This is a genomic window from Paracoccus sanguinis, from assembly GCF_012689545.1.
In the GTDB taxonomy this organism is placed as follows: Bacteria; Pseudomonadota; Alphaproteobacteria; order Rhodobacterales; family Rhodobacteraceae; genus Paracoccus; species Paracoccus panacisoli.
Map to the genome: position 1 here is coordinate 84,838 of NZ_CP051543.1, position 22,327 is coordinate 107,164.

The 22,327-nt window shown below is 74.0% G+C and carries 21 protein-coding genes, 2 pseudogenes and 1 riboswitch; of the genes and pseudogenes, 16 read left to right on the forward strand and 7 right to left on the reverse strand.

Translation table 11 applies throughout. The annotated features are described in order from the left end of the window. Positions 1–4: 4 nt before the first annotated feature. Genes cobN through cobJ form a run of 5 tightly spaced genes read left to right on the forward strand, consistent with a single transcriptional unit; the run spans position 5 to position 6,507 of the window. On the forward strand, positions 5–3,244 hold the full coding sequence (gene cobN / locus HGN31_RS15800) for a cobaltochelatase subunit CobN (RefSeq protein ID WP_168784033.1): 3,240 nt from the start codon (positions 5–7) through the stop codon (positions 3,242–3,244). Beyond that, positions 3,241–4,371: a precorrin-3B synthase gene (gene cobG, locus HGN31_RS15805; protein WP_168784034.1), complete on the forward strand. Its 1,131-nt coding sequence runs from the start codon at positions 3,241–3,243 to the stop codon at positions 4,369–4,371. Before cobN ends, cobG begins: the two co-directional genes overlap by 4 nt. Beyond that, the gene (locus HGN31_RS15810) at positions 4,371–5,000 is read left to right on the forward strand and encodes a precorrin-8X methylmutase (protein ID WP_168784035.1); all 630 of its coding nucleotides are present in this window, start codon (positions 4,371–4,373) and stop codon (positions 4,998–5,000) included. The genes cobG and HGN31_RS15810 overlap by 1 nt, the downstream gene beginning before the upstream one ends. Next, a complete protein-coding gene (locus tag HGN31_RS15815) occupies positions 4,997–5,770 on the forward strand; it encodes a precorrin-2 C(20)-methyltransferase (RefSeq protein ID WP_168784036.1) in 774 nt (257 codons plus the stop codon). Before HGN31_RS15810 ends, HGN31_RS15815 begins: the two co-directional genes overlap by 4 nt. Then, a complete protein-coding gene (gene cobJ, locus HGN31_RS15820; RefSeq protein ID WP_168784037.1) occupies positions 5,767–6,507 on the forward strand; it encodes a precorrin-3B C(17)-methyltransferase in 741 nt (246 codons plus the stop codon). Before HGN31_RS15815 ends, cobJ begins: the two co-directional genes overlap by 4 nt. Here cobJ and HGN31_RS15825 read toward each other — a convergent pair. After that, positions 6,480–7,232: a cobalt-precorrin-6A reductase gene (locus HGN31_RS15825; protein ID WP_168784038.1), complete on the reverse strand. Its 753-nt coding sequence runs from the start codon at positions 7,230–7,232 to the stop codon at positions 6,480–6,482. The two genes, cobJ and HGN31_RS15825, sit on opposite strands and share 28 nt — an antisense overlap. Here HGN31_RS15825 and cbiE point away from each other — a divergent pair. From cbiE to cbiB, 8 genes are all read left to right on the forward strand, one after another. Further along, positions 7,231–8,409 (forward strand): precorrin-6y C5,15-methyltransferase (decarboxylating) subunit CbiE, encoded by a 1,179-nt coding sequence (gene cbiE, locus HGN31_RS15830; protein ID WP_168784039.1) that lies wholly within the window; start codon positions 7,231–7,233, stop codon positions 8,407–8,409. The two genes, HGN31_RS15825 and cbiE, sit on opposite strands and share 2 nt — an antisense overlap. After that, entirely contained in the window at positions 8,406–8,780 is a 375-nt protein-coding gene (locus HGN31_RS15835; protein WP_168784040.1) for a cobalamin biosynthesis protein, read from the forward strand. The genes cbiE and HGN31_RS15835 overlap by 4 nt, the downstream gene beginning before the upstream one ends. Beyond that, entirely contained in the window at positions 8,777–9,550 is a 774-nt protein-coding gene (gene cobM, locus HGN31_RS15840; RefSeq protein ID WP_168784041.1) for a precorrin-4 C(11)-methyltransferase, read from the forward strand. The genes HGN31_RS15835 and cobM overlap by 4 nt, the downstream gene beginning before the upstream one ends. Next, positions 9,547–10,878: a cobyrinic acid a,c-diamide synthase CobB gene (locus HGN31_RS15845; RefSeq protein ID WP_168784042.1), complete on the forward strand. Its 1,332-nt coding sequence runs from the start codon at positions 9,547–9,549 to the stop codon at positions 10,876–10,878. Before cobM ends, HGN31_RS15845 begins: the two co-directional genes overlap by 4 nt. A 76-nt stretch (positions 10,879–10,954) precedes the next feature. Beyond that, a riboswitch (cobalamin riboswitch) is annotated at positions 10,955–11,171 on the forward strand. Positions 11,172–11,204: 33 nt separating this feature from the next. Then, positions 11,205–11,873, forward strand: a complete 669-nt coding sequence (locus HGN31_RS15850; RefSeq protein WP_168784043.1) for an energy-coupling factor ABC transporter permease — start codon at positions 11,205–11,207, stop codon at positions 11,871–11,873. A 63-nt stretch (positions 11,874–11,936) separates the two neighbouring features. Next, positions 11,937–12,695: a precorrin-6A synthase (deacetylating) gene (gene cobF / locus HGN31_RS15855; protein WP_168784044.1), complete on the forward strand. Its 759-nt coding sequence runs from the start codon at positions 11,937–11,939 to the stop codon at positions 12,693–12,695. A 101-nt stretch (positions 12,696–12,796) separates the two neighbouring features. Then, positions 12,797–13,588, forward strand: coding sequence for a propanediol utilization protein (locus HGN31_RS15860; RefSeq protein WP_168784045.1), 792 nt, complete (start codon positions 12,797–12,799; stop codon positions 13,586–13,588). Next, complete coding sequence (gene cbiB, locus HGN31_RS15865; protein ID WP_168784046.1) at positions 13,585–14,520, forward strand: adenosylcobinamide-phosphate synthase CbiB; 936 nt, start codon at positions 13,585–13,587, stop codon at positions 14,518–14,520. Before HGN31_RS15860 ends, cbiB begins: the two co-directional genes overlap by 4 nt. Before the next feature lie 138 nt (positions 14,521–14,658). On the opposite strand, the gene HGN31_RS15870 is transcribed toward cbiB, so the two are convergent. Then, a complete protein-coding gene (locus HGN31_RS15870; protein WP_168784065.1) occupies positions 14,659–15,996 on the reverse strand; it encodes an alginate O-acetyltransferase AlgX-related protein in 1,338 nt (445 codons plus the stop codon). A 20-nt stretch (positions 15,997–16,016) separates the two neighbouring features. Here HGN31_RS15870 and HGN31_RS15875 point away from each other — a divergent pair. Both HGN31_RS15875 and HGN31_RS15880 read left to right on the forward strand, forming a co-directional pair. Beyond that, a pseudogene (locus HGN31_RS15875) lies at positions 16,017–16,724 on the forward strand (IS5 family transposase); the annotation flags it as partial. An 88-nt stretch (positions 16,725–16,812) separates the two neighbouring features. Continuing rightward, positions 16,813–18,002, forward strand: a protein-coding gene (locus HGN31_RS15880) for an IS3 family transposase (RefSeq protein ID WP_168781936.1) whose coding sequence is annotated in 2 segments (ribosomal slippage) — positions 16,813–17,065 and positions 17,065–18,002 — 1,191 coding nt in all. Because the reading frame shifts where the segments join, the coding sequence is not laid out codon by codon here. 18 nt (positions 18,003–18,020) lie between these two features. Here HGN31_RS15880 and HGN31_RS15885 read toward each other — a convergent pair. The 3 genes and pseudogenes from HGN31_RS15885 to HGN31_RS15895 form a co-directional block, all read right to left on the reverse strand. After that, positions 18,021–18,266, reverse strand: a pseudogene (locus tag HGN31_RS15885) (ATP-binding cassette domain-containing protein); the annotation flags it as partial. Positions 18,267–18,280: 14 nt separating this feature from the next. Next, on the reverse strand, positions 18,281–19,078 hold the full coding sequence (locus tag HGN31_RS15890) for an amidohydrolase family protein (RefSeq protein ID WP_168784047.1): 798 nt from the start codon (positions 19,076–19,078) through the stop codon (positions 18,281–18,283). Then, positions 19,078–19,812 carry an SDR family oxidoreductase gene (locus HGN31_RS15895; protein WP_168784048.1) on the reverse strand — a complete coding sequence of 245 codons (735 nt, stop codon included), beginning with the start codon at positions 19,810–19,812 and terminating at the stop codon, positions 19,078–19,080. The genes HGN31_RS15890 and HGN31_RS15895 overlap by 1 nt, the downstream gene beginning before the upstream one ends. Positions 19,813–19,917: 105 nt before the next feature. Between HGN31_RS15895 and HGN31_RS15900 the strand changes: the two genes are divergently transcribed. Continuing rightward, positions 19,918–20,682 (forward strand): IclR family transcriptional regulator, encoded by a 765-nt coding sequence (locus tag HGN31_RS15900; protein WP_036734624.1) that lies wholly within the window; start codon positions 19,918–19,920, stop codon positions 20,680–20,682. Here HGN31_RS15900 and HGN31_RS15905 read toward each other — a convergent pair. Beyond that, entirely contained in the window at positions 20,672–21,106 is a 435-nt protein-coding gene (locus HGN31_RS15905; RefSeq protein ID WP_168784049.1) for an RbsD/FucU family protein, read from the reverse strand. The two genes, HGN31_RS15900 and HGN31_RS15905, sit on opposite strands and share 11 nt — an antisense overlap. Positions 21,107–21,172: 66 nt before the next feature. Continuing rightward, on the reverse strand, positions 21,173–21,874 hold the full coding sequence (locus HGN31_RS15910) for a DnaA N-terminal domain-containing protein (RefSeq protein ID WP_168784050.1): 702 nt from the start codon (positions 21,872–21,874) through the stop codon (positions 21,173–21,175). Between the last annotated feature and the right edge of the window lie 453 nt (positions 21,875–22,327).

Below are 22,327 nucleotides of genomic sequence, written 5' to 3' on the forward strand. Positions count from 1 at the left end.
ACGGATGCACGTCGTCTTCCGCGACAGCCGGGGGCTGGACGAGGCCGAGGCGCCCTTCGATCCGGCGCAGGACCCGGCCGACCTCGTGGTGCTGTCGTTCTCGGACAGCGACCTCGGCGCGTTCGCGGCGGGATGGCGGCGGGCGGGCGGCACCCTGCCCGCGCTGCGGGTGCAGAACATCGTGGCCCTGCGCCACCCGCTGTCGGTCGATACCTATGTCGAGCGCACGCTGGCCGGGGCGAAGGCCATCCTGATCCGGCTGATCGGCGGCACGGCCTACTGGCCCTACGGCATCGCCTCGATCCAGGACCTCGCGCGGCGGCGGGGGATCGCGCTCGCCGTGCTGCCCGCCGACGGGCGGCCCGACCCGGCGCTCGAGGCGGCCTCGACCCTGCCCGGCCCGGTGCTGCGGCGGCTGGCCAGGCTGTGTGATGCAGGCGGCGCGGTGGCCGCGCAGGCGGCGCTGGCGGAACTGGCGCGGGCGGCGGGGCTCGACGCCGCGCCGGTCGAGGGCGAGCGGCTGGTGCCCGAGATGGGGCTTTACGACCCCGATCTGGGCGTGGTGGGCGAGCTGCCGCCGGGCCGGGTGGTGCTCGTCTGCTTCTACCGCAGCTACCTCACCGCCGCCGACACCGTCCCGGTCGATGCGCTGATCCGCGCCCTGCGCGCTTCGGGGCTGGCGGCGATCGGCGTCTTCGCCGCCTCGCTCAAGGCGCCGGGCTTCGCCGCGTGGCTGCGCCCGATACTGGCCGCGGCCAACCCGCCCGCCATCGTCAACGCCACCGCCTTTTCCGCCCGCTCGGACGCGGGCGAGGCGCCCTTCGACCCCGCCGACTGCCCGGTGTTCCAGGTCGCGCTCTCGACCGCGCGGCGCCGCGACTGGGCCGGGTCCGAGCGCGGATTGTCACCCGCCGACCTCGCCATGCACGTCGTCCTGCCCGAGGTGGACGGGCGCCTGTTCGCGGGCGTCGTCTCGTTCAAGAGCGCCGGCCGGCGCGACCCCGCCCTGCAATTCGCCCGCTTCGCCCACCGCGCCGAGCCCGAGCGCGTGGCCGCGGCGGTGGCCCGCATCGCGGGCTGGCTGCGGCTGGCCGCGGCCGCCCCCGCCGACCGGCGGCTGGCCGTGGTGCTCTCGACCTATCCGGGGCGCGCGCACCAGATGGCCCATGCGGTGGGCCTCGACGCGCTCGCCTCGACCGAGGCGCTGCTGGCTGATCTCGCGGCCGCGGGCTACGCCGTGGCCCCCCGCCCCCTCGCCCCCGCGCTGCGGACCGAGACGCTCGCCTGGCCGCTCGCCGACTATCGCGCCGCGCTCGGCGCCCTGCCCGCGGCGCTGCGGGCCGACCTCGACGCCGCGTGGGGCGATCCGGCCGACGATCCCGCCTGCCGCGACGGCGCCTTCCGCTTCGCGGCCACCCGCTGCGGGGCGGCGCTGGTCGCGCTGCAACCGGAACGGGGCGAGGTCGCGCGCCGCGACGACGACTATCACGACCTGTCCCGCGTCCCCCGCCACGGCTACGTCGCCTTCTACCTGTGGCTGCGGGCGCAGGGGCTGCACGCGATGCTGCACATGGGCGCGCACGGGACGCTCGAATGGCTGCCGGGCAAGTCGGTGGCGCTGTCGGCGGCCTGCTGGCCCGAGGCGCTCGCGGGCGACCTGCCGGTGATCTATCCCTTCATCGTCAACGACCCCGGCGAGGCCGCGCAGGCCAAGCGCCGGATCGGGGCGCTGACGCTCGGCCACCTGCCCCCGCCCCTGCGCGCCGCCGCGCTGCCTGCGGGGATGGCGCGGCTGGAACGGCTGCTCGACGAATATTCCACCGCCGACGGGCTCGACCCCGCCCGCCGCGACCGGCTGATCGGCGACATCCGGGCCGAGGCGCAGGCCTCGGGCGTCGAGGCCGACCTCGGCATCCCGGCCGGCGCCTCGGCCGCCGAGGCGATGACCCGGATCGACCGCTTCGTCTGCGACATCAAGGAAAGCAGCTACGGCGACGGGCTGCACGTGCTGGGCCGCGGCCCCTGCGGCGCGGCCGAGCGCGATGGGCTGCGCCGCGCGCTCGCCGGCCTGCGGGTGGCGCCGGGGCCGTCGGGCTCGCCCGCGCGGGGGCGGTCGGACGTGCTGCCGACCGGGCGCAACCTCTTTGCCGTCGATCCCCGCGCGGTGCCGAGCCGAGCCGCCCACGCGCAGGGCGTCCGGCTGGCCGAAGAGCTGCTGCGCCGCCATTTGCAGGACCACGGCGACTGGCCGCAGGGGCTGGTCGTCGATCTGTGGGGCAGCGCCACCATGCGCACCGCGGGTGAAGAGTTCGCCATGGCGCTGCACCTCGCCGGGCTCGCCCCGGTCTGGGATGCGGGCTCGGCGCGCGTCTCGGGCGTCGAGGTGCTGGCGCTCGCGCAGCTCGGCCGGCCCCGGATCGACGTGACGCTGCGCGTCTCGGGCCTCTTCCGCGACGTGTTTCCGGGGCTTGCGACGCTGTTCGAGACCGGCGCCGCGATGCTCGCCGCCCGGGACGAGGGCGCCGCCGACAACCCCTATCGCGCCGCCGCCGCCGCGCGCGTCTTCGGCCCCCGACCGGGGCAGTACGGGCTGGGCATGGGGGTGGCGATGGACGATTTCACCCCCGCGGCGCGGGCCGCGGCGGGCGAGGCGTGGCTTGCCGCCTCGAGCTGGGCGATCGGCGCCGACGGGCAGTCCCGCCCCGACCGCGCGGGGCTCGAGGCACGGCTGCGCGGGGCGGACAGCTTCGTCCACGCGCAGGATCTGCCCGAAAGCGACCTGCTGCTGGCCGCCGACTATGCCGCGCACGAGGGGGGGTTCGCCGCCGCGCGGGCCCGGCTGGGCAGCGCCACCCCCGCGCTCTACCATCTCGACGCGACCCGCGCGGACCGCCCCCGCGCCCGCAGCCTGACCGAAGAGATCGCCCGCGTGGTCCGCGCCCGCGCCGCCGACCCGGCCTGGGCCGACGGGATGATGCGGCACGGCTTCCGCGGCGCGGCCGAAATCGCGGCCACCGCCGACCACATGGCGGCCTTTGCCCATCTGGCCGGGGTGGTGCCGCCGCATCTCTTCGACCTCTACCATGACGCGACCCTCGGCCGCGACGATCTGGTGGCCTTCATGGCGCGCGAGAATCCCGCCGCGCTGGCAGCGCTGCGCGACCTGTTCCAAAGGCTCGCCGAGGCCGGGCTGTGGGTCACCCGCCGCAACTCGATCGCCGCCACGCTGGGGGTGGGGGGATGAGCGGGTTCCAGGTCCAGGGCTGGTGCCCCGGCGCGCTGCGCCCGATGCCGACCGGCGACGGGCTGGTGGTGCGGGTGCGCCCGGCGCTCGGCCGGCTGACGGGGGCGCAGGCCCGCGGCCTCGCGGCAGCCGCCGGCGCCTTCGGCAACGGCTGGATCGAGCTTTCGGCGCGCGGCAACGTCCAGCTGCGCGGGGTGTCCGAGGCGGGCCACCCGGGCCTGATCGCCGCGCTCTCGGCGCTGGGGCTGATCGACCCCGACGCCGAGGCGGAACGGCGCCGCAACATCCTCGTGACGCCCTTCGCCGATGCCGCGACGCTGGCGTTCGCGGCCGCGGTGCAGGGGGCGCTGGCGCAGATGCCCGCGCTGCCGGCGAAGTTCGGCTTTGCCGTGGACACCGGCCCGGCCCCGGCCCTCTCGGCGGTCGCCGCCGACATCCGCCTCGAGCGGTCCGCCGACGGCCGGCTGCTCGTCCGCTGCGACGGCGCGGCGCTCGGCGCGCCGGTCGAGGATGCGGCGGCGGCCGTGGTCGCGCTGGCGCGCTGGTTCGTGGCGGCGGGCGGGGTAAGCGGGGGGCGCGGCCGGATGGCGCGGCTGATCGCCCGCGGCGCGGTGCCGCCGGGCGCGCTCGCCGGGCGCATCGCCCCGGCCGCGCCTGCCCCAACCCCGGTCCCCGGCCTTGGCCCCGAGGGCGCGCTCGTCGCCGTGGCCTTCGGCCGGATGCGCGCCGGGACGCTCGCCGCCCTCGGCGCGCTGGGGCCCCTGCGCGTCACGCCGTGGCGGATGCTGCTCATCGAGGGCGCGACCCGCCTGCCCGCCCTGCCCGGGGTCATCACCGACCCCGCCGACCCGATCCTGCGGGTCGCCGCCTGCCCCGGCGCGCCGGACTGCCTGCAGGGCCTTGCCCCGGTGCGGGGGCTGGCCCGGCGGCTCGCGCCCGGGGTGCCCACGGGGCGGGTGCTGCACGTCTCGGGCTGCGCCAAGGGCTGCGCCCATCCGGGCCCGGCCGACGTGACGCTGGTCGCCACCGGCGCCGGCTTCGACCTGATCCGCGACGGCGCCCCCGGCGCACCCCCGATGAAGCGGGGGCTTGCCGCCGCCACTCTCGATCCCAAGGATTTGTTCTGATGCCCCATGCTTACGAGACGGACGGGGCGGCGATCTATCGCCAGTCCTTCGCCACCATCCGGGCCGAGGCCGACCTGGCCGCCTTCACCCCCGAGGAAGAGGTCGTGGTGGTCCGCATGATCCACGCCGCGGGCCTCGTGGCGCTGGCGCGCGACGTGCGCTTCACCCCCGGCATGGCCCTCGCCGCCCGTGCCGCGCTGGAGGGGGGCGCGCCGATCCTCTGCGACGCGCGGATGGTGAGCGAGGGGATCACCCGCCCGCGCCTGCCGGCCGGGAACGAGGTCATCTGCACCCTGCACGACCCCGCCGTGCCCGCCCTCGCCGCGCGGATCGGCAACACCCGCTCGGCGGCGGCGGTCGAGCTGTGGCGGCCGCATCTCGCCGGCGCCGTGGTCGCCATCGGCAACGCGCCGACCGCGCTCTTCCACCTGCTGAACCTGCTCGAGGATCCCGCCTGCCCGCGCCCGGCCGCCATCATCGGCTGCCCCGTGGGCTTCGTCGGCGCGGCGGAATCCAAGGCCGCGCTGATCGAGGCCCCCCCGGCCCCGGCGGTGGTGGTCGCGGGGCGGCTTGGCGGGTCGGCGATCACGGTCGCCGCCGTCAACGCGCTGGCGAGCCGCGTCGAATGAGCGGCCCCCTGCCCCATCCCCTCCCCCCTGGCCGCATCATCTGCGCCGGGCTCGGCCCCGGCGACCCCGAGCTGATGTCGGTGCGCGCCGACCGGGCGATCCGCGCCGCCCGCCACGTCGCCTATTTCCGCAAGCCCGGCCGGCAGGGTCAGGCGCGGCGCATCGTCCGGGGGATGCTGGCCCCTGACGCCGTCGAATACCCGATGGAATACCCCGTCACGACCGAGCTGCCCTTCGACGGGGCCGACTACAACGACCTGCTGTCGGGGTTCTACGACGACTGGACCGCGCGGTTGCAGTCCCTCGTGGCGCAGGGGCAAGAGGTGGTGGTGCTTTGCGAGGGCGACCCGTTCTTCTACGGCTCGTTCATGCATCTCTACGTCCGGCTGCAGGGCCGGGTGCCGGTCGAGGTGATCCCCGGCATCCCCGGCATGGTCGGCTGCTGGAACGCCACGCAGGTCCCGATCAGCTGGGGCGACGACGTGCTGACGGTGCTGATGGGCACCCTGCCCGAGCCCGAGCTGATCCGCCACATGCGCGGCGCCGACGCGCTGGCGATCATGAAGACCGGGCGCAACCTGCCCCGCGTGCGCCGCGCGCTGGCGGCGGCCGGGCGGCTCGAGGACGCCTGGCTGATCGAGCGCGGGACGATGGAGGATCAGCGCCTGGCCCGGCTGGTCGAGGTCGATGCCGCCGACTGCCCCTATTTCGCCATCGTGCTGGTCCACGGCCGGGGCCGCCGCCCCATCGCCGCGGTGCGCAGCGCATGAGCGGGGGGTGGGTCACGGTGGCGGGCCTCGGCCCGGGCGATGCGGCCCTCGTCACGCCCGAGGTCACCGCGGCGCTGGCGCAGGCGACCGACGTGGTGGGCTATATCCCCTATGTCGCGCGGGTGGCGCCCCGCCCGGGGCTGACCCTGCACGCCACCGACAACCGGGTCGAGCTGGACCGCGCCCGCCACGCGCTCGACCTCGCCGCGGCGGGGGCGCGGGTGGTGATCGTGTCGTCCGGCGATCCGGGTGTCTTCGCCATGGCCTCGGCGCTGTTCGAGGCGCTCGAGGCGCACCCGGACCGGCAGGGCGCCGACATCCGCATCCTGCCCGGCATCACCGCGATGCTGGCGGCCGCGGCCCGCGCCGGGGCGCCGCTCGGGCATGATTTCTGCGCCATCAACCTCAGCGACAACCTCAAGCCCTTCGCCGAGGTCGAGCGGCGCGTTCGCCACGCCGCCCGCGGCGGGTTTGCGATGGCGTTCTACAACCCCCGCTCGCGCGCGCGGCCGCATCAGTTCGGGCAGGTGCTCAGCCTGCTGCGCGCCGAGTGCGAGCCCGCGCGGCTGATCCTTTTCGCCCGCGCCGTCAGCACGCCCGAGGAAAGCCTGACCTGCGTCACGCTCGCCGAGGCGGCGCCCGAGATGGCCGACATGAGGACGGTGGTGATCGTCGGCAATCAGGCCACCCGCCGGGTGGGGCGCTGGGTCTATACCCCGCGCGGGGTGCAGGCATGACCGAGCCACGCCATCACCCCGGCGACCGTCGCGGCGACCGCGCGCGGCGGCAGCACGGGCCGGTCGATCAGGATCACCGGCAGGCCGAGCGTGCGGGCCGCGGTCAGCTTGGCCGCGGCGCCGGTGCCGCCGGCGTTCTTGGCGACCACATGGGTGATCGCGTGGGCGCGCAGCAGCGCGGTGTCGGCGGCCGCATCGAACGGCCCGCGGGCAATGACCACCGACGCCTGCGGCAGCGGCAGGGGCTCGGCCGGCGGATCGACCAGCCGCAGCAGGTAGTGGTGCTGCGGGCGAGCGGCAAAGGCGGCGAGCCCCTGTTTCCCGATCGCGAGGAACACCCGCGCCGGGGCCTCGGGCAGCGCCGCGACCGCCGCGGCGGGGTCGGCCACGGGGCGCCAGGCGTCGCCGGGCCCGGCCTGCCACGGCGGCCGTTCGAGCCCGATCAGCGGGGTGGCGGTGCGGGCGCAGGCCTCGACCGCATTGCGGCTCATCTGCGCGGCAAAGGGGTGGGTCGCGTCGATGACGTGGCTGATGCCCTCGGCGCGCAGCCACCGGGCCAGCCCCGCCGCGCCGCCGAACCCGCCCACCCGCACCGGCAGCGGTTGCGGCACCGGCTGGTGGGTGCGCCCGGCGTAGGAAAACACCGCCTCCACCCCGGCCTCGGCCAGCGCGCGGGCCATGAGGCTCGCTTCGGTCGTGCCGCCCAGCAGCAGGATGCGCGGCATGACTGAACCTTGGCTTGCCATCATCGGGTTGGGCGAGGATGGGCCGGCGGGCCTGTCGGAGGCAAGCCGCGCCGCGCTGGCGCGGGCCGAGGTCGTGTTCGGCGCCCCCCGGCATCTGGCGCTGGTCGGCGCCGGGGCGCGGGGGCAGGCGTGGCCGGTGCCCTTCGACCTCGGCCCGCTGCTCGCCCGGCGAGGCGAGCGGGTGGCGATGCTCGTCTCGGGCGATCCGTTCTGGTTCGGCGCGGGCGGGTCGGTCGCAGCCCAGCTGTCCCCGGCCGAGTGGGTCGCGCACCCCGTCGCCGGCAGCTTCTCGCTGCTCGCCGCGCGGCTCGGCTGGCGGCTGGAAGAGGTCGCCTGCCTCGGCCTGCACGCCGCCCCGTTCGAGCGGTTGCGCCCGGTGCTCGCGCCGGGGGTGCGGGTGCTCTGCACGCTGCGCGACGGGCCGGCGGTGGGGGCGCTGTCGGCGTGGCTGGGCGCGAACGGCTTCGGTGCCGCGCGGCTGACCGTGGCCGAAGCGCTCGGCGGCCCGCGCGAGCGGCTGCGCGAGGGGGCCGGCTGGCCCGACATCGCCGCGCCGGTGACAGTGGCGATCGACGGCGCGACGCTGCCGCCGGGCGCGGGCCTGCCACGGGCGGCCGGGCTGCCCGACGAGTTCTTCCAGCACGACGGCCAGATCACCAAGGCGCCCGTCCGGGCGGTGACGCTGTCGGCGCTCGCCCCCCGGCCCGGGGCGCTGCTGTGGGATCTGGGCGCGGGGTCCGGCTCGGTCTCGGTCGAATGGTGCCTCGCCGGCGGCCGCGCGGTCGCGGTCGAGGCGCGGGCGGACCGGGCCGCCACCATCGGCGCCAACGCGCGTCACTTCGGCCTCTCGCACCGGATCGAGGCGCGGGCAGAGCGGGCGCTCACGGCCCTCCCCGCCCTGCCCCGCCCCGACGCGGTCTTCGTCGGCGGCGGGGGCGAGGCGGCGCTTTACGACGCGCTCTGGTCGTGCCTGCCGCCCGGAACCCCGGTCGTCGCCAACGGCGTGACGCTCGAGGCCGAGGGCCTGCTGTCGGACCTGCACGCCCGCCACGGCGGCACGCTGCTCAGGATCGAGATCGCCGCCGCCGGCCGGCTGGGGCGGTTTCGCGACTGGCAGGCGGCGCGGCCGGTGGTGCAGTGGCGGGGGCAGCGATGAGGGTCGCCGGGATCGGCTACCGCGACGGCGCCCCGCCCGAGGCGCTGGCGGCGGCGCTGCGCGAGGTGCTGGCCCGCGCCGAGGCCGCGGGCGGCCCGGTCGCGGCGCTCGCCACCCTGCCCGGCAAGGTCGCCGGGCTGCGCGCGCTCGGGCAGGCGCGGGGGCTGCCGGTGCTGGGGGTCGCGGTGGCGGGCGTGCCGACCCCGACCCGCTCACCCCGGATCGAGGCGCTGCACGGCACCGGATCGGTGGCCGAGGCGGCGGCACTTTCCGCGGCAGGACCGGGGGGGCGGATCACCGTGGCGCGGATCATCGCGCCGGGCGGCATGGCGACCTGCGCCATCGCCGAAACCAGGGGACAGGACGCATGACGGTTCATTTCATCGGCGCGGGGCCGGGGGCCCCCGACCTCATCACCCTGCGCGGCCGCGACCTGATCGCCGCCTGCCCGGTCTGCCTCTACGCCGGGTCGCTGGTCCCGCCGGCGCTGCTCGCCCACTGCCCGCCGGGCGCGCGGATCGTGAACACCGCGCCGCTGTCGCTCGACGAGATCATGGCCGAGATCGCCGCCGCCCACGCGGCCGGGCTGGACGTGGCGCGGCTGCACTCGGGCGACCTGTCGATCTGGTCGGCGATGGGCGAGCAACTCCGCCGGCTGCGGGCGCTCGGCATCCCCTTCGACGTGACGCCGGGGGTGCCGTCGTTCGCCGCCGCCGCCGCGGTGCTCGAGGCCGAGCTGACCCTGCCGGGCGTCGCGCAATCGGTGGTGCTGACCCGCACCTCGGGCCGCGCCTCGGCCATGCCCGCGGCCGAAACGCTCGAGAACTTCGCCCGCACCGGGGCGACGCTGGCCATCCACCTGTCGGTGCAGGTGTTGGACGAGGTCGTGGCCCGGCTGACGCCCTTCTACGGCGCCGACTGCCCGGTGGCGGTGGTGTTCCGCGCGAGCTGGCCCGACCAGCAGGTAATGCGCGCGACGCTCGGCACGCTCGATCCGGCCATCGGGCGGGGCGAACGCACCGCGCTGATCCTCGTCGGCCCCGCGCTCGGGGCCGAGGGGTTCGACGAGAGCCGCCTTTACGCCGGAGACTACGACCGCCGCTATCGCCCGGTCGGCCCCGCGCCGCGGTTCCCCGAATGACTCCGCCCGGGCTGCTGGTCGCGGCCGCCGGATCGGGCAGCGGCAAGACCACGGTGACGCTGGGGCTGATCGCGGCGCTGCGGGCCGAGGGCGTGGCGGTGCAGCCCTTCAAGTGCGGGCCGGATTACATCGACCCGGCCTTTCACGCGGCCGCGGCGGGGCGGGTGTCGCTCAACCTCGACAGCTGGGCGATGGGGCCGGGGCGGATCGGCGCGTTGGTCGGGGCGGCGCGCGGGGCCGATCTGGTGATCGCCGAGGGGGCGATGGGGCTTTTCGACGGCGTGGCCCGGCCGGGCGCGGCGGGGACCGGGGCCAGCGCCGACATCGCCGCGCTGACCGGCTGGCCGGTGGTGGCGGTGATCGACTGCGCGGGGCAGGCGCAGACGGCGGCGGCGGTGGGGCTGGGGCTCGCCCGCTTCCGCGCCGACGTGACGCTGGCGGGGGTGATCCTGAACCGCGTCGCCTCGGCCCGGCACGAGGCGCTGGTGCGGGCGGGCTTCGCCAGCGCCGGCATCCCGGTGCTGGGCGCCCTGCCGCGCCGCCCCGACGTGACGCTGCCCGCGCGGCACCTGGGGCTGGTGCAGGCCGAGGAGCTGCCGCGCCTCGACGCAACGCTGGCGGCGCTCGGCGCCTTCGTCGCGGCGCATTGCGACCTCGCCGCGCTGCGGGCGCTGGCCCGCGCGGGGGCGCCGACCTCGGGCGGCCCGCCCGTGCCCCCGCCGGGTGAGCGGATCGCGCTGGCGCGGGATGCGGCGTTCTCGTTCATCTATCCGCATCTGCTCGCCGACTGGCGGGCCGCGGGGGCGACGATCCTGCCGTTCTCGCCCCTGCAGGACGAGAGCCCCGACCCCAGCGCGACCGTCTGCTGGCTGCCCGGCGGCTACCCCGAGCTGCACGCGGGCGCCCTCGCCGCCGCCGAGGGGTTCCGCGCCGGGCTCGCCGCCTTCGCCCGGACCCGGCCGGTGCATGGTGAGTGCGGCGGCTACATGGCGCTGGGGGCGGGGCTCGTGGCCGCGGACGGGACGCGGCACCAGATGGCCGGGCTGCTGGGGCTCGAGACCAGCTTCGCCGCCCGGCGGATGCACCTCGGCTACCGGCTGGCGCGGCCCCTGCACCCGCTGCCGGGCCTCGGCCGCGCGCGCGCCCTGCGCGGGCACGAGTTCCACTATGCCACGATCCTGTCGCAGCCCGACCCGCCGCTGGCGTCGGTCGAGGATGCGACCGGCGCCGCGGTGGGCGAGACGGGCTCATGCCGGGGGACCGGGAACGCGAGGGTCAGCGGCAGCTTCTTCCACCTGATCGACCTCGGCGCGGGCCCGGCCGGCTGAGCGGCACCCCTCGCGGGAACGGCCCGATGTCGCGGCGGGCCGGGCGATTTCCGCTTGCCTGCCCGCGCCGATCGGCCGATGAGTGGCCCCACAAGGTGCCCCGCGGCCGAACGCGCCAAGGGGCTGAAACGGGAATGGGGAAGGGCAGACCAAGTTGCGGTGCCCCGACCCCAGCCGCCCCCGCGACTGTCAGCGGTGAGCGTCCTTTCAACAGCCACTGGCCCCCGGGCCGGGAAGGCGAAGGGACGCATCGACCCGCCAGCCAGGAGACCGGCCTTGTGCGACGACAACCCAACCTCCGTCGGGTGTGACGGAAAGGAGCACATATGCATATCGAACCGGGCCTGGTCGATCCCAGCAAGATCGCCCTGAGCTATGCCACCGCCGCCGCTGCCGGCGCCACCGGCCTCTACTTCGCCGGGCAGGCGCTGACCGAGCGCGGCCTGCCGTCGCTGGTCCTGCGCAGCCTGACCGCGACCGTTCTGACCTTCGTCTTCTTCGAGGTGCTGCCGCACGTCCCCGTCGGCGTCTCCGAGGTGCATCTCATCCTCGGCTCGACGCTGTTCCTGCTGCTCGGGGCCGGGCCCTCGGCCATCGGGCTGGCGCTGGGGCTGCTGATCCAGGGGCTGTTCTTCGCCCCCTCGGACCTGCCGCAATACGGCATGAACCTGACCACGCTGCTGGTGCCCCTCTTCGCGCTGCACGAGGTCGCGCGCCGCGTGATCGCTCCGGGCACGCCCTACGTGGACCTGCGCTATGCCCAGGTCATGCAGATGTCGCTGATCTATCAGGGCGGCATCGTGGCCTGGGTCGCGTTCTGGGCGCTCTACGGGCAGGGGTTCGGCGCCACCGCCGCCATCGCCTCGTTCGGGCTCGCCTACATGAGCGTCGTGCTGCTTGAGCCGCTGGTCGATCTGGCCGTCCTCGCCGCCGCCAAGGCGCTGCGCGGCCGGCTGCCCGAGGCGCTCGTCGCACGCCGCCTCTACGCCGCCTGACCCTGACCGCATCGCCGGGCGCGCCCCTTCGCGGCGGCGCCCGGTCCCTGACGGGGACCCCGCATGATCCAGCTTTCGCTCATCGGGATCGGCACGGGCAATCCCGACCACGTCACGCGCGAGGCGCAAGCGGCGATGGACGCGGCCGACCTGATCCTCATCCCGCTGAAGGGCGAGGACAAGGCCGACCTCGCCGGACTGCGGCTGCGGATCTGCCGGACCTGCGTCACCAACCCCACCACCCGGATCGAAACGTTCGACCTGCCGGTCCGCGATCCGGCCAACCCCGATTATCTCGCCCGGGTGAGCGACTGGCACGACGCCATCGCCGCCCGGTGGGAGGACGCGATCCGCGCCCATCTGACCCGCGGCGGCGGCCCCCGGGTGGCGCTGCTCGTGTGGGGCGACCCGTCGCTCTACGACAGCAGCCTGCGCATCGCCGCGCGGGTCGGGCAGAGGCTGCCGCTGGCGCTGACCGTCATCCCCGGCATCACCGCCATCCAGATGCTGTGCGCGGCCCATGCCATTCCGCTGAACGACCTCGGCGCGCCCGTCACCATCACCACCGGCCGGGCGCTGCGCCGGGACGGCTGGCCCGCGGGGGCCTCGACCGTCGTGGTCATGCTCGACGCGGGCGGGGCGTTCGCGGCGCTCGATCCGGCGGGGGTGACGATCTGGTGGGGGGCCTATGTCGGCATGGCCGAACAGATCCTGCGCGCCGGCCCGCTGGCCGAGGTGCAGGACGAGATATTGGCCACCCGCGCCGCCGCTCGCGCCGCGCAGGGGTGGATCATGGACATCTATCTGCTGCGCCGGGGCTGAGGATGGGCGGAATCGAGGGGGTGAGGGTGTGTGACACGGTGACGTTTGCCGCGCCGTCGCGGCCGCCCGCATCTCCCCCGGCGCGGCCCTGCGGCTGAGCCATGGTCTTCGTCGCGGGACATCTCGGTGAGTGGCTTCAGGGCCTTTGCGGGCCCGAGGGGCGGGTCGCGCTGGTGACGCTCGCCTGTCCGATGGCCGGCGTGCACGCCACGTGGCGCCCGGCCCGCGATCTGCGGATCGAGCAGAACGCCCCCCTGCTGGACGCGCCGCGGTGCCGCGCGTTCCTTGCGGCGCTCGGGCGGCCGACTAGGGGTGAGGTGCGGCTGCGCGCCGACCTGCCCCCCGGCGGCGGGGCGGGAATGTCCACCGCCGCGCTCGTGGCGCTGGCCCGCGCCAGCGGGGCGGCCGAGGATGGCGTTGCCGCCGCCTGCCTGACGATCGAGGGCGCCACCGATCCGCTGATGCTGCCCGCGCCCGACGCCGTGCTGTGGGCCCCGCGCGCGGCGCGGGTGCTGACGCCGCTCAGCCCCCCGCCCGCGGCCGAGATCGTCGGCGGGTTCTGGGGACCCCCCTGCCCCACCGATCCGGCGGACACGGCGTTTCCACGCATCGACGACCTGGTGGCCGAGTGGCGGCGCGGCCCCGACCTGCGCGCCGCGGCGCAGCTCGCCGCGCTCTCGGCCGCGCGCACCACCGCGCTGCGCGGCCCGCAGGACGACCCGACCCCCGCGCTGGCCCGCGCCCTGGGCGCGCTCGGCCATGCCCGCGCCCACACGGGATCGGCCCGGGCGCTGATCTTCGCCCCCGGCACCGCCCCGCCCGCGGCCGAGGCGCGGCTGCGCGCGGCGGGCTACGGCGGCGTCCTGCGCTTCCGCACCGGGGGGCGGGGATGAGCCTCGCCGCCGCCATGGCCCTCGCCCTCGCCCTCGATGCCGTCATGGGCTGGCCGGATCGGCTTTATGCCCGGATCGGGCACCCGGTCACCTGGATCGGTCGTCTCATTTCAGCGCTGGAGGCGCGCCTCAACCGCGGCGGCATGTGGCGGCGGCGCGTGGCCGGCGCGGCCTGCGTCGCGGTGGTGCTGGCCGTCGCGGTGGCGCCGGCGGTGCTGGCCCAACGCCTGCTGCCCCAAGGGCTGGCCGGCGTGGTGGTCGCCGCGATCCTCGCCTGGCCGCTGGTCGCGGTGCGGTCGCTCTACGATCACGTCGGCGCGGTCGCGCGCCCGCTGGCCGCGCGCGACCTCGAGGCCGCGCGGCGGGCGGTCGCGCTGATCGTCGGCCGCGATCCCGCCCGGCTCGACGCCGCCGGCGTGGCCCGCGCGGGAATCGAGAGCCTGGCCGAGAACGCCTCGGACGGGGTGGTGGCGCCGCTCATCTGGGGGGCGGTGCTCGGGCTGCCGGGGCTTGCGGCCTACAAGGCGGCCAACACGCTCGATTCGATGATCGGGCATCGCAGCGCCCGCTACGAGGATTTCGGCAAGGCCGCGGCGCGGCTGGACGACCTGATGAACCTGGTCCCGGCGCGGCTGACGGGGGTGCTGTTCGCGGTGGCCTCAACCCGGCCGCGGGCGGCGCTGGGGGTCATGGCCCGCGACGCGCGCCGGCACCGCTCACCCAACGCCGGCTGGCCCGAGGCCGCCATGGCCGGCGCGCTCGGCATCCGCCTGTCCGGCCCGCGGACCTACGGCACCACCGTGGCGGAGGAGCCCTGGGTCAACGCGGGCGCCCCCGATCCCGGCGCGGCCGGGATGGGCGCGGCGCTGGCGCTTTATGTGCGGGCGATGGTGCTGTTCGGGGTGGGGCTGGGGGTGGTGGGGGTGGTGTGAGGGTGGGGGGGCCTCGGCCTTCGGCAGGATCGGCCATTTGCCGGGGTTTTACTGAGCCTTGCGGCAACCCCATCAAGCCGGACGGCGACGTGCCCCGCTCGCGCCACGGCCGCCCGGCACCTTGAAGCAGACCCCCGCTCACGCTGATGAGGAGACGGCGCTCAACTCCATCGTCACCAGCCTGATCCGCCCGCGGGTGTTCAGGGGGTCGAAGCGCAGCCGCCGTCCCCGGCCTTCCGCCTTGAGGGGAAAAACCATGTCATTCAGACCGATCCCGACCGGCGTGCTGATCGAATATTGTTCGTGAAACGCCTCGTCCGGCGTCCCTGACCATCCCCAGAAGAGCTGCGCGATCGCGTCGACCGTACTCTCCATGACGATCCGCAACTCATAGTCCCGACCCGGTTCCATCGCCACGTCGGAAAAGACGAGACGCGGATCGTTTCCGGTCGCTTCGAACCAGCCGGGCGCACCCGGATGGTCGCTGAGCTGGGCGCCGGCCTCAGCGACCCCCAGACGGTCGAAGGTCCGAGCCGCCATCCGTTCCGCCCATCCCCGATAGACGGCCGGATAGGCACGCGCGGAGAGCTGCGCGCGCAACGCCGTCACGAAGGGCGCGGTGGGGCGATAGTCCGCCCGGCCATAGCCTCGCATCACGACGCTGTCGGCCTCGGCATCCGGACGAACCCGTGCGAGGTACCGTTCGGCATTGGCGGTCACGACATCGTCGGGGCCGAACAGGTCAAGCAACTCGGGCTGGAAGAGGTCCGAGCGGACATAGAGGATGTCGCGATAGAACGTCGCGAGCGCAAAGAGGCCGTCCCGCAGGAAGCTGTCCCCAAGGGCCAGAAGTCGCAACCCGCTGGCGGATCGGGGATTGTGGGCAATGGCGACGTTGTCTGTGTTGCTGGGCAGAAAGGGCCGGTTGTCCAGAATCTGAATGCTGCGGTGGCTGTCGATCAGAAATGTTTCCGGCAATCGGGTGCCCGTCGCCGCCATGTCGGACAGATCACCGCGCCGGGGACGGGTGTCCGCGTCCATGCAAGCTTGGGGATCATGGTCGTGGCCGAGAGCCCGCAGCATGTCCCGCGCGACGATCGCGTTGCCCACCGCGGTCATGTGGGTGTCGTGACGGCTGAACACCTGGGTGGTGCGGCTGGCCTCGATCAAGGTCTCACGCGGGTAGAGCGGGGCCACGGCGTCGGGGCCGAGGGCGGGGCTGTAATGGCGCTGAAAGAGGCTCTGCACCGTGGGGCGCAGCCCCTCCGGCAGGAACTCGGTCATCACAACCGGCTTCGAAGGGTAGACCACGTGCACATACGACAGGCCCCGCGCGTCGCAGATCGCGTGGCGTGCGGCCAGGTTGGCGGCGAAGTTCTGGACCGACGCCGGCGCGGGCGCGCGGGCCCCCGTCAGAAAGTCGAACTGCGCCTGCCCGCCCTTCCAAAGGTACAGCCAGCCGTCCTCGCCGAACAGGACGTCGTTCTCGACCTCGCCAGAGCCATGGCAAGCCGAGGGTAGATGACCGGCGTGTGCTGAGTGGCATAATCGTCATCAACCGCAATGGCTTGCGTTGGTGTGACGCGCCTCGTGAGTATGGTCCGCCCAAGACCCTTTACAATCGCTGGACGCGGTGGGGCGACATGGGGGTCTTCGCCCGGATGATGGAGGGGCTGGCCTCCGAAGGCGGCGAGGAGCAGGTCGTCATGATCGACGCGACCTACCTCAAGGCGCACCGCACGGCTTTGAGCCTGCGGGCGAAAAAGGGGGGCCCGAGGATCAGCGCGGGCGTCTGATCGGGCGCACGAAAGGCGGATTGAACACCAAGCTGCACGCCGTCACGGACGCGAAGGGCCGCCCGCTGCGGTTCTTCATGACGGCGGGCCAGGTGAGCGACTACACCGGCGCGGCGGCTCTGCTGGGCAGCCTACCCGCCGCCGAATGGCTGATCGCAGATCGGGGATACGACGCGCACTGGTTCCGGGAAGCGTTGAAAGACAAGGGGATACGCCCATGCATCCCGGGCCGTAAGTCGCGAGGCAAGGCTGTCCACTACGACAAGCGCCGATACAAGCGCCGCAACCGCATCGAGATCATGTTCGGCAGGTTTAAGGACTGGCCGCATCGCCACCCGCTACGACAGGTGTCCGAAGACCTTCCACTCCGCCGTCGCCCTCGCCGCAACAGTCATCTTCTGGCTTTGACGATCAATGAGTCTGGAGCCTATGACCTGCCACGGGCTTTTTCCTCCATCTGTGACTAGAGTCCGGCCCAACGAGAGGACGGACGAAGATGAAGAAGGCACGACGGACCGAGGAACAGATTATCGGTATCCTTCAGGAGCATGATGCCGGCGCGAAGTGCGCAGATCTGTGCCGCAAGCACGGCATGTCGGAAGGCACATTTTACGCTTGGAAGGCGAAGTATGGCGGGATGACGGTGTCGGAGGCGAAGCGGCTGAAGGCACTCGAGGACGAGAACGCCAGGCTGAAGCGCTTGCTGGCTGACCAGATGCTCGACATGGCTGCGATGAAAGAACTGCTGTCAAAAAAGTGGTAACGCCCGCCGTGAAGCGCGAGGCTGTCGCGCACCTGAAGGCCCATCTCGGGCTGTCGGAGCGGCGGGCGTGCCAGATTGCCGGGGCGGACCGGACGATGGTGCGCTACCAGTCCCAGCGAGCGCCGGACACGGCGCTGCGCGGGCGGTTGCGGGATCTGGCCAACGAGCGGCGCAGGTTCGGCTACCGGCGGCTGTTCGTGCTGCTCAGGCGCGAGGGAGAGCCATCCGGGATCAACCGCATCTATCGGCTTTACCGAGAAGAGGGCTTAACCGTGCGTAAACGCAAAGCGCGCCGCAAGGCCCTCGGAACGAGGGCACCGATCCTGATCGAGACACGAGCCAATGCACGGTGGTCGCTGGACTTCGTCCATGACCAGTTCGCCTGCGGGCGGCGCTTCCGGGTGCTGAACGTGGTTGACGACGTCACCCGCGAATGTCTGGCGGCGATCCCGGACACCTCGATTTCGGGCCGCCGCGTGGCTCGGGAACTGACGGCGCTGATCGAACGCCGCGGCAGGCCTGGAATGATTGTCAGCGATAACGGGACAGAGCTGACATCGAACGCGATCCTGAAGTGGTGCGCCGAGCACAAGGTCGAATGGCATTACATTGCGCCGGGCAAGCCGATGCAGAACGGGTTCGTCGAAAGCTTCAACGGCAGGATGCGGGACGAGCTTCTGAACGAGGCCCTGTTCCGCAACATCGCCCATGCCCGTGACCTGATCGCTGCCTGGGTCACGGATTACAACACCGAAAGGCCCCACTCGGCCTTGGGCTACCAGACCCCTGTAGGGTTTGCCGCGAACCTGAACCCCGCAATCGCCCGCCCCGCTGCGCGAGATGAAAGCTCCGCGCGCCGGGCGATTGCTCAACCCGCGCCAACAGGCGTAAACAAAAACCGGGCTCAGGTCGCCGTTGGATGAAAGTTCAGTGGCAGGTCAGAGCTCCTGATGGATGATCCCGATCCCGAGGTCGCGCGCGGCCTTGGGGCTGGGCAGCGTCACCGCCTGCCCGTCCAGCGTCACGGTCCCGCCGTCGGGCTGATAGACGCCCGAAAGCACCTTCATCAGCGTCGATTTTCCGGCGCCGTTCTCGCCCATGAGCGCGTGCACCTCGCCCGCGCGCAGGTCGAAGTCCACGGATCTGAGCGCGTGGACGCCGGGAAAGCGCTTGTCTATGGCGGTCATGCGGACGAGGTCGGTCACGGCCCCACCCCATAGAGGCGCGCCGCGTTGCCGCCCATGATCGCCGCCCGCGCGTCGGGCGTGAGGTCGGCGAGCGCCGCCGCGGTCAGCGCGTGCCAGTCGGCGTATTGCGCGGCGAGCGTCAGCACCGGCCAGTCGCTGCCCCAGATCAGCCGCTCGGCCCCGAAAAGGGCGACGAGCGCGTGGATCGCGCGCGTCACCTCGGCCCGGTCGGGCAGTTCGGTCATCAGCCCCGAGAGCTTGCAGGCGACGTTCGGCCGCCGGGCAAGCGCCGCCATCCCCTCGCGCCAGTCCGCGCCAAAGCCCGGCTGCGGCTTGGCGCCGTGGTCGATCACGATGGGCAGGTCGGGGTGGGCGTCCGCAAAGCGCGCCAGCATGGGCAGGTGCCGCGTCGTCACCAGCGCGTCGAGCACCAGCCCGCGGGCCGTCACACGCTCCCACACGCCCGGCGCGGGCGCGGTCAGCAGCCAGTCGGTGTCGGCTATGTCCTGCAGCATCGGCCGCAGGCCCACGAGCCGCGGGTGCGAGAGGTCGCCCGGCGCGGTGAGGTCGGTCCAGCCCACGACGCCGAGGATGCGCGGATCGTCGAGGCCCAGCAGATACGCGGTTTCGGCCTCGGTGGGCGCGGCCTGCACCGCGATCACCCGGCCCGCGCCGGGATAGTCGGCGGGGGCGAAATCGCGGCGGATCGGGGCCACCGCCGCGGCGTCGAGCCAGCCATAGTCGCCCCGCGCCACGGCCCAGAAATGCACATGGGCGTCGATCGGCAGGGCGTCGGGCCGGGGGTGCGCCATCAGATCGTCACGCCGCCATCGACCAGCATCGCCTGGCCGGTGACGAAGCGGCTTTCGTCCGACAGCAGATAGACGATCATCGGGGTCATGTCGTCCACGGTGGCGAGCCTGCCCATCGGCTGGCGGGCCACGAAGTCACGCTCGGCCTGCGCGGGGTCGGGCGCGGCGGCGATCCGGCCGCGCAGGCTCGGCGTGTCCACCGTGCCCGGGCACAGCGCGTTGCAGCGGATGCCCTGGCGCACGAAATCCGCCGCGATCGCCTTGGTCAGCCCGATCACCGCCGCCTTCGAGGCGCCATAGACGAGCCGGTTCGGGAAGCCTTTGATCGAGGAGGCCATCGACGCCATGTTCAGCACCGACGCGCTGCCCGTCTCGGCCGCGCGCGCGATCATCCCCGGCAGGCAGGCCCGCGTCAGCCGCATCATCGCGGTGACGTTCAGCTCCATGCTGAAGGCCCAGTCCGCGTCGGTCACCTCGAGGATCGTGCCGTGATGGACGAACCCCGCGCAGTTGAAGAGCCCGTCGAGCGGCCCGACCCGCCCGGCCATGTCGATCACCGCCGCGGGGTCGGTCACGTCCAGCGCGTGGGTCTCGACCGTGAGCCCCTCGAGCAGCGCCGGGTCGCGGTCGGTGGCGATGACGCGGGCGCCCTCGGCCGCGCAGGCGATGGCGGCGGCGCGGCCCATCCCCTGCCCCGCCGCGGTGATCAGGATCGTCTTGTCCTTCAGGCGCATTGCCCCCTCCCGGTCAATTCGCATATGAACAGACTATTCACTTGTGATCTTGTGACGCAAGGTCATTTCTGCGCCCCCCAGTCCGCGGCCCGCGAGGAACCCCCGATGAACCGTCCCGATCCGGACACCCGCTACCGCGCCCCGGCACTCGACAAGGGTCTGGATATCCTCGAGATTCTGGCCGCCCAGGACGAGGCGATGACGCGGGCGGAACTGGTCGCCGCGATGGGGCGCAGCGCGTCCGAGATCTACCGGATGCTCGAGCGGCTGGTGGCGCGCGGCTATGTCGCCCGGCTGGGCGGCGGCGACCGCTATGCGCTGACGATGAAGATGTTCCTGCTCGCGCACCGCCACCCGCCGCTGCGCCGGCTGGTGGCGCAAGCGCAGCCGCTGATGGACGGCTTCGCGCGCCAGACGCGGCAGTCCTGCCACCTCGTCGCGCCCGATCGCGGCATGGGCGTCGTCGTGGCGCAGGCGAGCCCGGTGGACACGTGGGAGTTCCGGGTCCGCATCGGCGCGCCGCTGGACCTGACGCGGACCGGCTCGGGCCTGACGCTGCTGGCCTTTCAGCACCCCGACCGCGCCGCCGACACGCTGTCCCAATGGGGGGTGGCCGAGGCCGCCGCGGTGCTGGCGCCCCTGCGCGACCACCTCGACGCGATCCGCGCGCAGGGGTGGCGTGAGGCGCCCTCGGCGCAGGTGGTGGGGGTCGTGGACCTGAGCGCGCCGGTGCTGGGGCCGGACGGGGACGCGGCGGCGGTCCTGACCTGCGCCTATGTGCTGCACCCGGGCGACGACGCGCGCACCGACCGCGCCGGCGCGCTGGCCATGCTGCGCGAGACGGCCGCCGCGCTTTCCTTCACGGGTTGATGACGCCCTTGCGCAGCAGGAAATTGCCGTAGGGCCGCGTCTCGGCCGTGCGGATGACGGCGAAGCCGCGCCGGGCGCGGTCGTAGAAGACGAAGCGTTCGAGCCCCGCGGACGTCACGCCGAGCGCGGCGAGCTGCGGGGCGGCGGCGGCCACCACGTCGGGGATGGCGGCGGGGTCGCCCACCACCTGCATGGTCAGCACCGGGTCCGGCTCATGCGCGTCGAGCGGCAGGACCGAGAGCACCGCGGAAAGCACCCGCAGCGCGTCCGCCTCGATCCTGAGCGCGGTGCCGGTGACGGTGCCGCGCGCCACCGATTCGGCGGGGAAATTGGCGTCGACGAGGGCGATCTCGTCGCCGTGGCCCATCGCCGCAAGCGCGCGCAGCACCTCGGGCCCCAGCAGCGGATCGATCCCCTTCAGCATGGCGTGGCTCCCTCCCCTATGGCGCGCGGTGTCCGGGGCCGCGCGACCCCCCTGCCCTCTTGCCGCTCAGGCGCCCTCGACCGCGACGCCGCGGATCGAGGGGTCGGCGGCCTGCACCGCCATCAGCAGCCGATGGGCGAAATGCGTGTGGATGTAGCTGGCCTGAAACCGGGTCGGCGCGACGAGATGCAGGCAGCCCTCGCGCAGCCCCGCCTCGGCCAGCCCCGCGAACCACGCCGAGAAGAGCGCCGCGTCCTCGGCCCGCAGCCGTGCGGCGGCGGCGCCCCAGACCCCGCCCTCGGGGGTCGCGTCGGGGCGGCGGAACGGGACCACGGTGCTGTCGGCCGGGGTCGCCGGCTCGGGTGCCTCCCCTCCCCCGGCGCGGGCCACGAAATCCGGGCCGATGTTGTCCCAGACCGGCCGCGTGTCGGCCATGATCCGCGCCCAGTCGAGCGCCAGCTGCGCCACCCGGCCCCGCGTCCCCTGCCGGCGCAGCTGCACCCAGCCCAGGGCCCGCAGCCGCGCCATGTCGCGCTTGACCGTCCGCTCGTCCACGCACCAGAGCCGCGCGATCTCGCGCTGGCCCATCGCCAGCTCGTTGCGCTGCCAGTTGTAGCGGGTGGTGATCAGCGCCATGAGCCGCAGCACCAGCCGCTGCCGGTTCGGATCGCCCGCAAGCGCGAACGCCATCAGCGCCGACAGCGCGTCATACTTGCGGACCGCGGCATCGCGGCCCACGGCACTCGTGCCGGGACGGATCACCTGCATCACTGCTCCCGCCGGTTGACCCGGCTGCCCTTGTGCCCGCGCGACCGACGCGCACCGACGGCGCCCCGGCAAGCGCGCGGGCTTGCCCTGAGCCGGCGTGATGATCTTGTGCCATCCGCAACGCTTTTCGCCGACCTGTCCGCATTAGCGTTTGCGATCGCGATTCTGTCAAGCCGTTGCGCGGCGGACGGTCGTTGCCGATCCGTCCTCGATCGAAAGAAAGGGTAACACTGGTATAGGGGGACACGCTGGGCGTCCCCTGTTCGGGCCGCGATGTCCCCTGATCGGCCCCTGCCCCGCCCGGCGCGTCCCCTGATCGCGGGCGCAGCACCCCTCCCCGCCGCGGTGCCCGCCCGCCCTGCCCTGCGGGCGTTGCCGGGCCGATTCGCGCAACAGGGGCTGCGATCTGGTAATTCCCCAAGACAGCAAAGCGCATCTTTACCCAAGCTGCAA

Bases quoted from the DNA above. Each gene is read 5' to 3' on its own strand.
- HGN31_RS15835 (WP_168784040.1), top strand. From the start codon at position 8,406: ATGAGGGTCGCCGGGATCGGCTACCGCGACGGCGCCCCGCCCGAGGCG.
- cobJ (WP_168784037.1), top strand. From the start codon at position 5,767: ATGAGCGGGGGGTGGGTCACGGTGGCGGGCCTCGGCCCGGGCGATGCG.
- cobM (WP_168784041.1), top strand. From the start codon at position 8,777: ATGACGGTTCATTTCATCGGCGCGGGGCCGGGGGCCCCCGACCTCATC.
- HGN31_RS15825 (WP_168784038.1), bottom strand. From the start codon at position 7,232: ATGCCGCGCATCCTGCTGCTGGGCGGCACGACCGAAGCGAGCCTCATG.
- HGN31_RS15815 (WP_168784036.1), top strand. From the start codon at position 4,997: ATGAGCGGCCCCCTGCCCCATCCCCTCCCCCCTGGCCGCATCATCTGC.
- HGN31_RS15895 (WP_168784048.1), bottom strand. From the start codon at position 19,812: ATGCGCCTGAAGGACAAGACGATCCTGATCACCGCGGCGGGGCAGGGG.
- cobN (WP_168784033.1), top strand. From the start codon at position 5: ATGCACGTCGTCTTCCGCGACAGCCGGGGGCTGGACGAGGCCGAGGCG.
- HGN31_RS15860 (WP_168784045.1), top strand. From the start codon at position 12,797: ATGGTCTTCGTCGCGGGACATCTCGGTGAGTGGCTTCAGGGCCTTTGC.
- HGN31_RS15900 (WP_036734624.1), top strand. From the start codon at position 19,918: ATGAACCGTCCCGATCCGGACACCCGCTACCGCGCCCCGGCACTCGAC.
- cobG (WP_168784034.1), top strand. From the start codon at position 3,241: ATGAGCGGGTTCCAGGTCCAGGGCTGGTGCCCCGGCGCGCTGCGCCCG.
- HGN31_RS15905 (WP_168784049.1), bottom strand. From the start codon at position 21,106: ATGCTGAAGGGGATCGATCCGCTGCTGGGGCCCGAGGTGCTGCGCGCG.
- HGN31_RS15845 (WP_168784042.1), top strand. From the start codon at position 9,547: ATGACTCCGCCCGGGCTGCTGGTCGCGGCCGCCGGATCGGGCAGCGGC.
- HGN31_RS15890 (WP_168784047.1), bottom strand. From the start codon at position 19,078: ATGGCGCACCCCCGGCCCGACGCCCTGCCGATCGACGCCCATGTGCAT.
- cobF (WP_168784044.1), top strand. From the start codon at position 11,937: ATGATCCAGCTTTCGCTCATCGGGATCGGCACGGGCAATCCCGACCAC.
- cbiB (WP_168784046.1), top strand. From the start codon at position 13,585: ATGAGCCTCGCCGCCGCCATGGCCCTCGCCCTCGCCCTCGATGCCGTC.
- cbiE (WP_168784039.1), top strand. From the start codon at position 7,231: ATGACTGAACCTTGGCTTGCCATCATCGGGTTGGGCGAGGATGGGCCG.
- HGN31_RS15850 (WP_168784043.1), top strand. From the start codon at position 11,205: ATGCATATCGAACCGGGCCTGGTCGATCCCAGCAAGATCGCCCTGAGC.
- HGN31_RS15910 (WP_168784050.1), bottom strand. From the start codon at position 21,874: ATGCAGGTGATCCGTCCCGGCACGAGTGCCGTGGGCCGCGATGCCGCG.
- HGN31_RS15810 (WP_168784035.1), top strand. From the start codon at position 4,371: ATGCCCCATGCTTACGAGACGGACGGGGCGGCGATCTATCGCCAGTCC.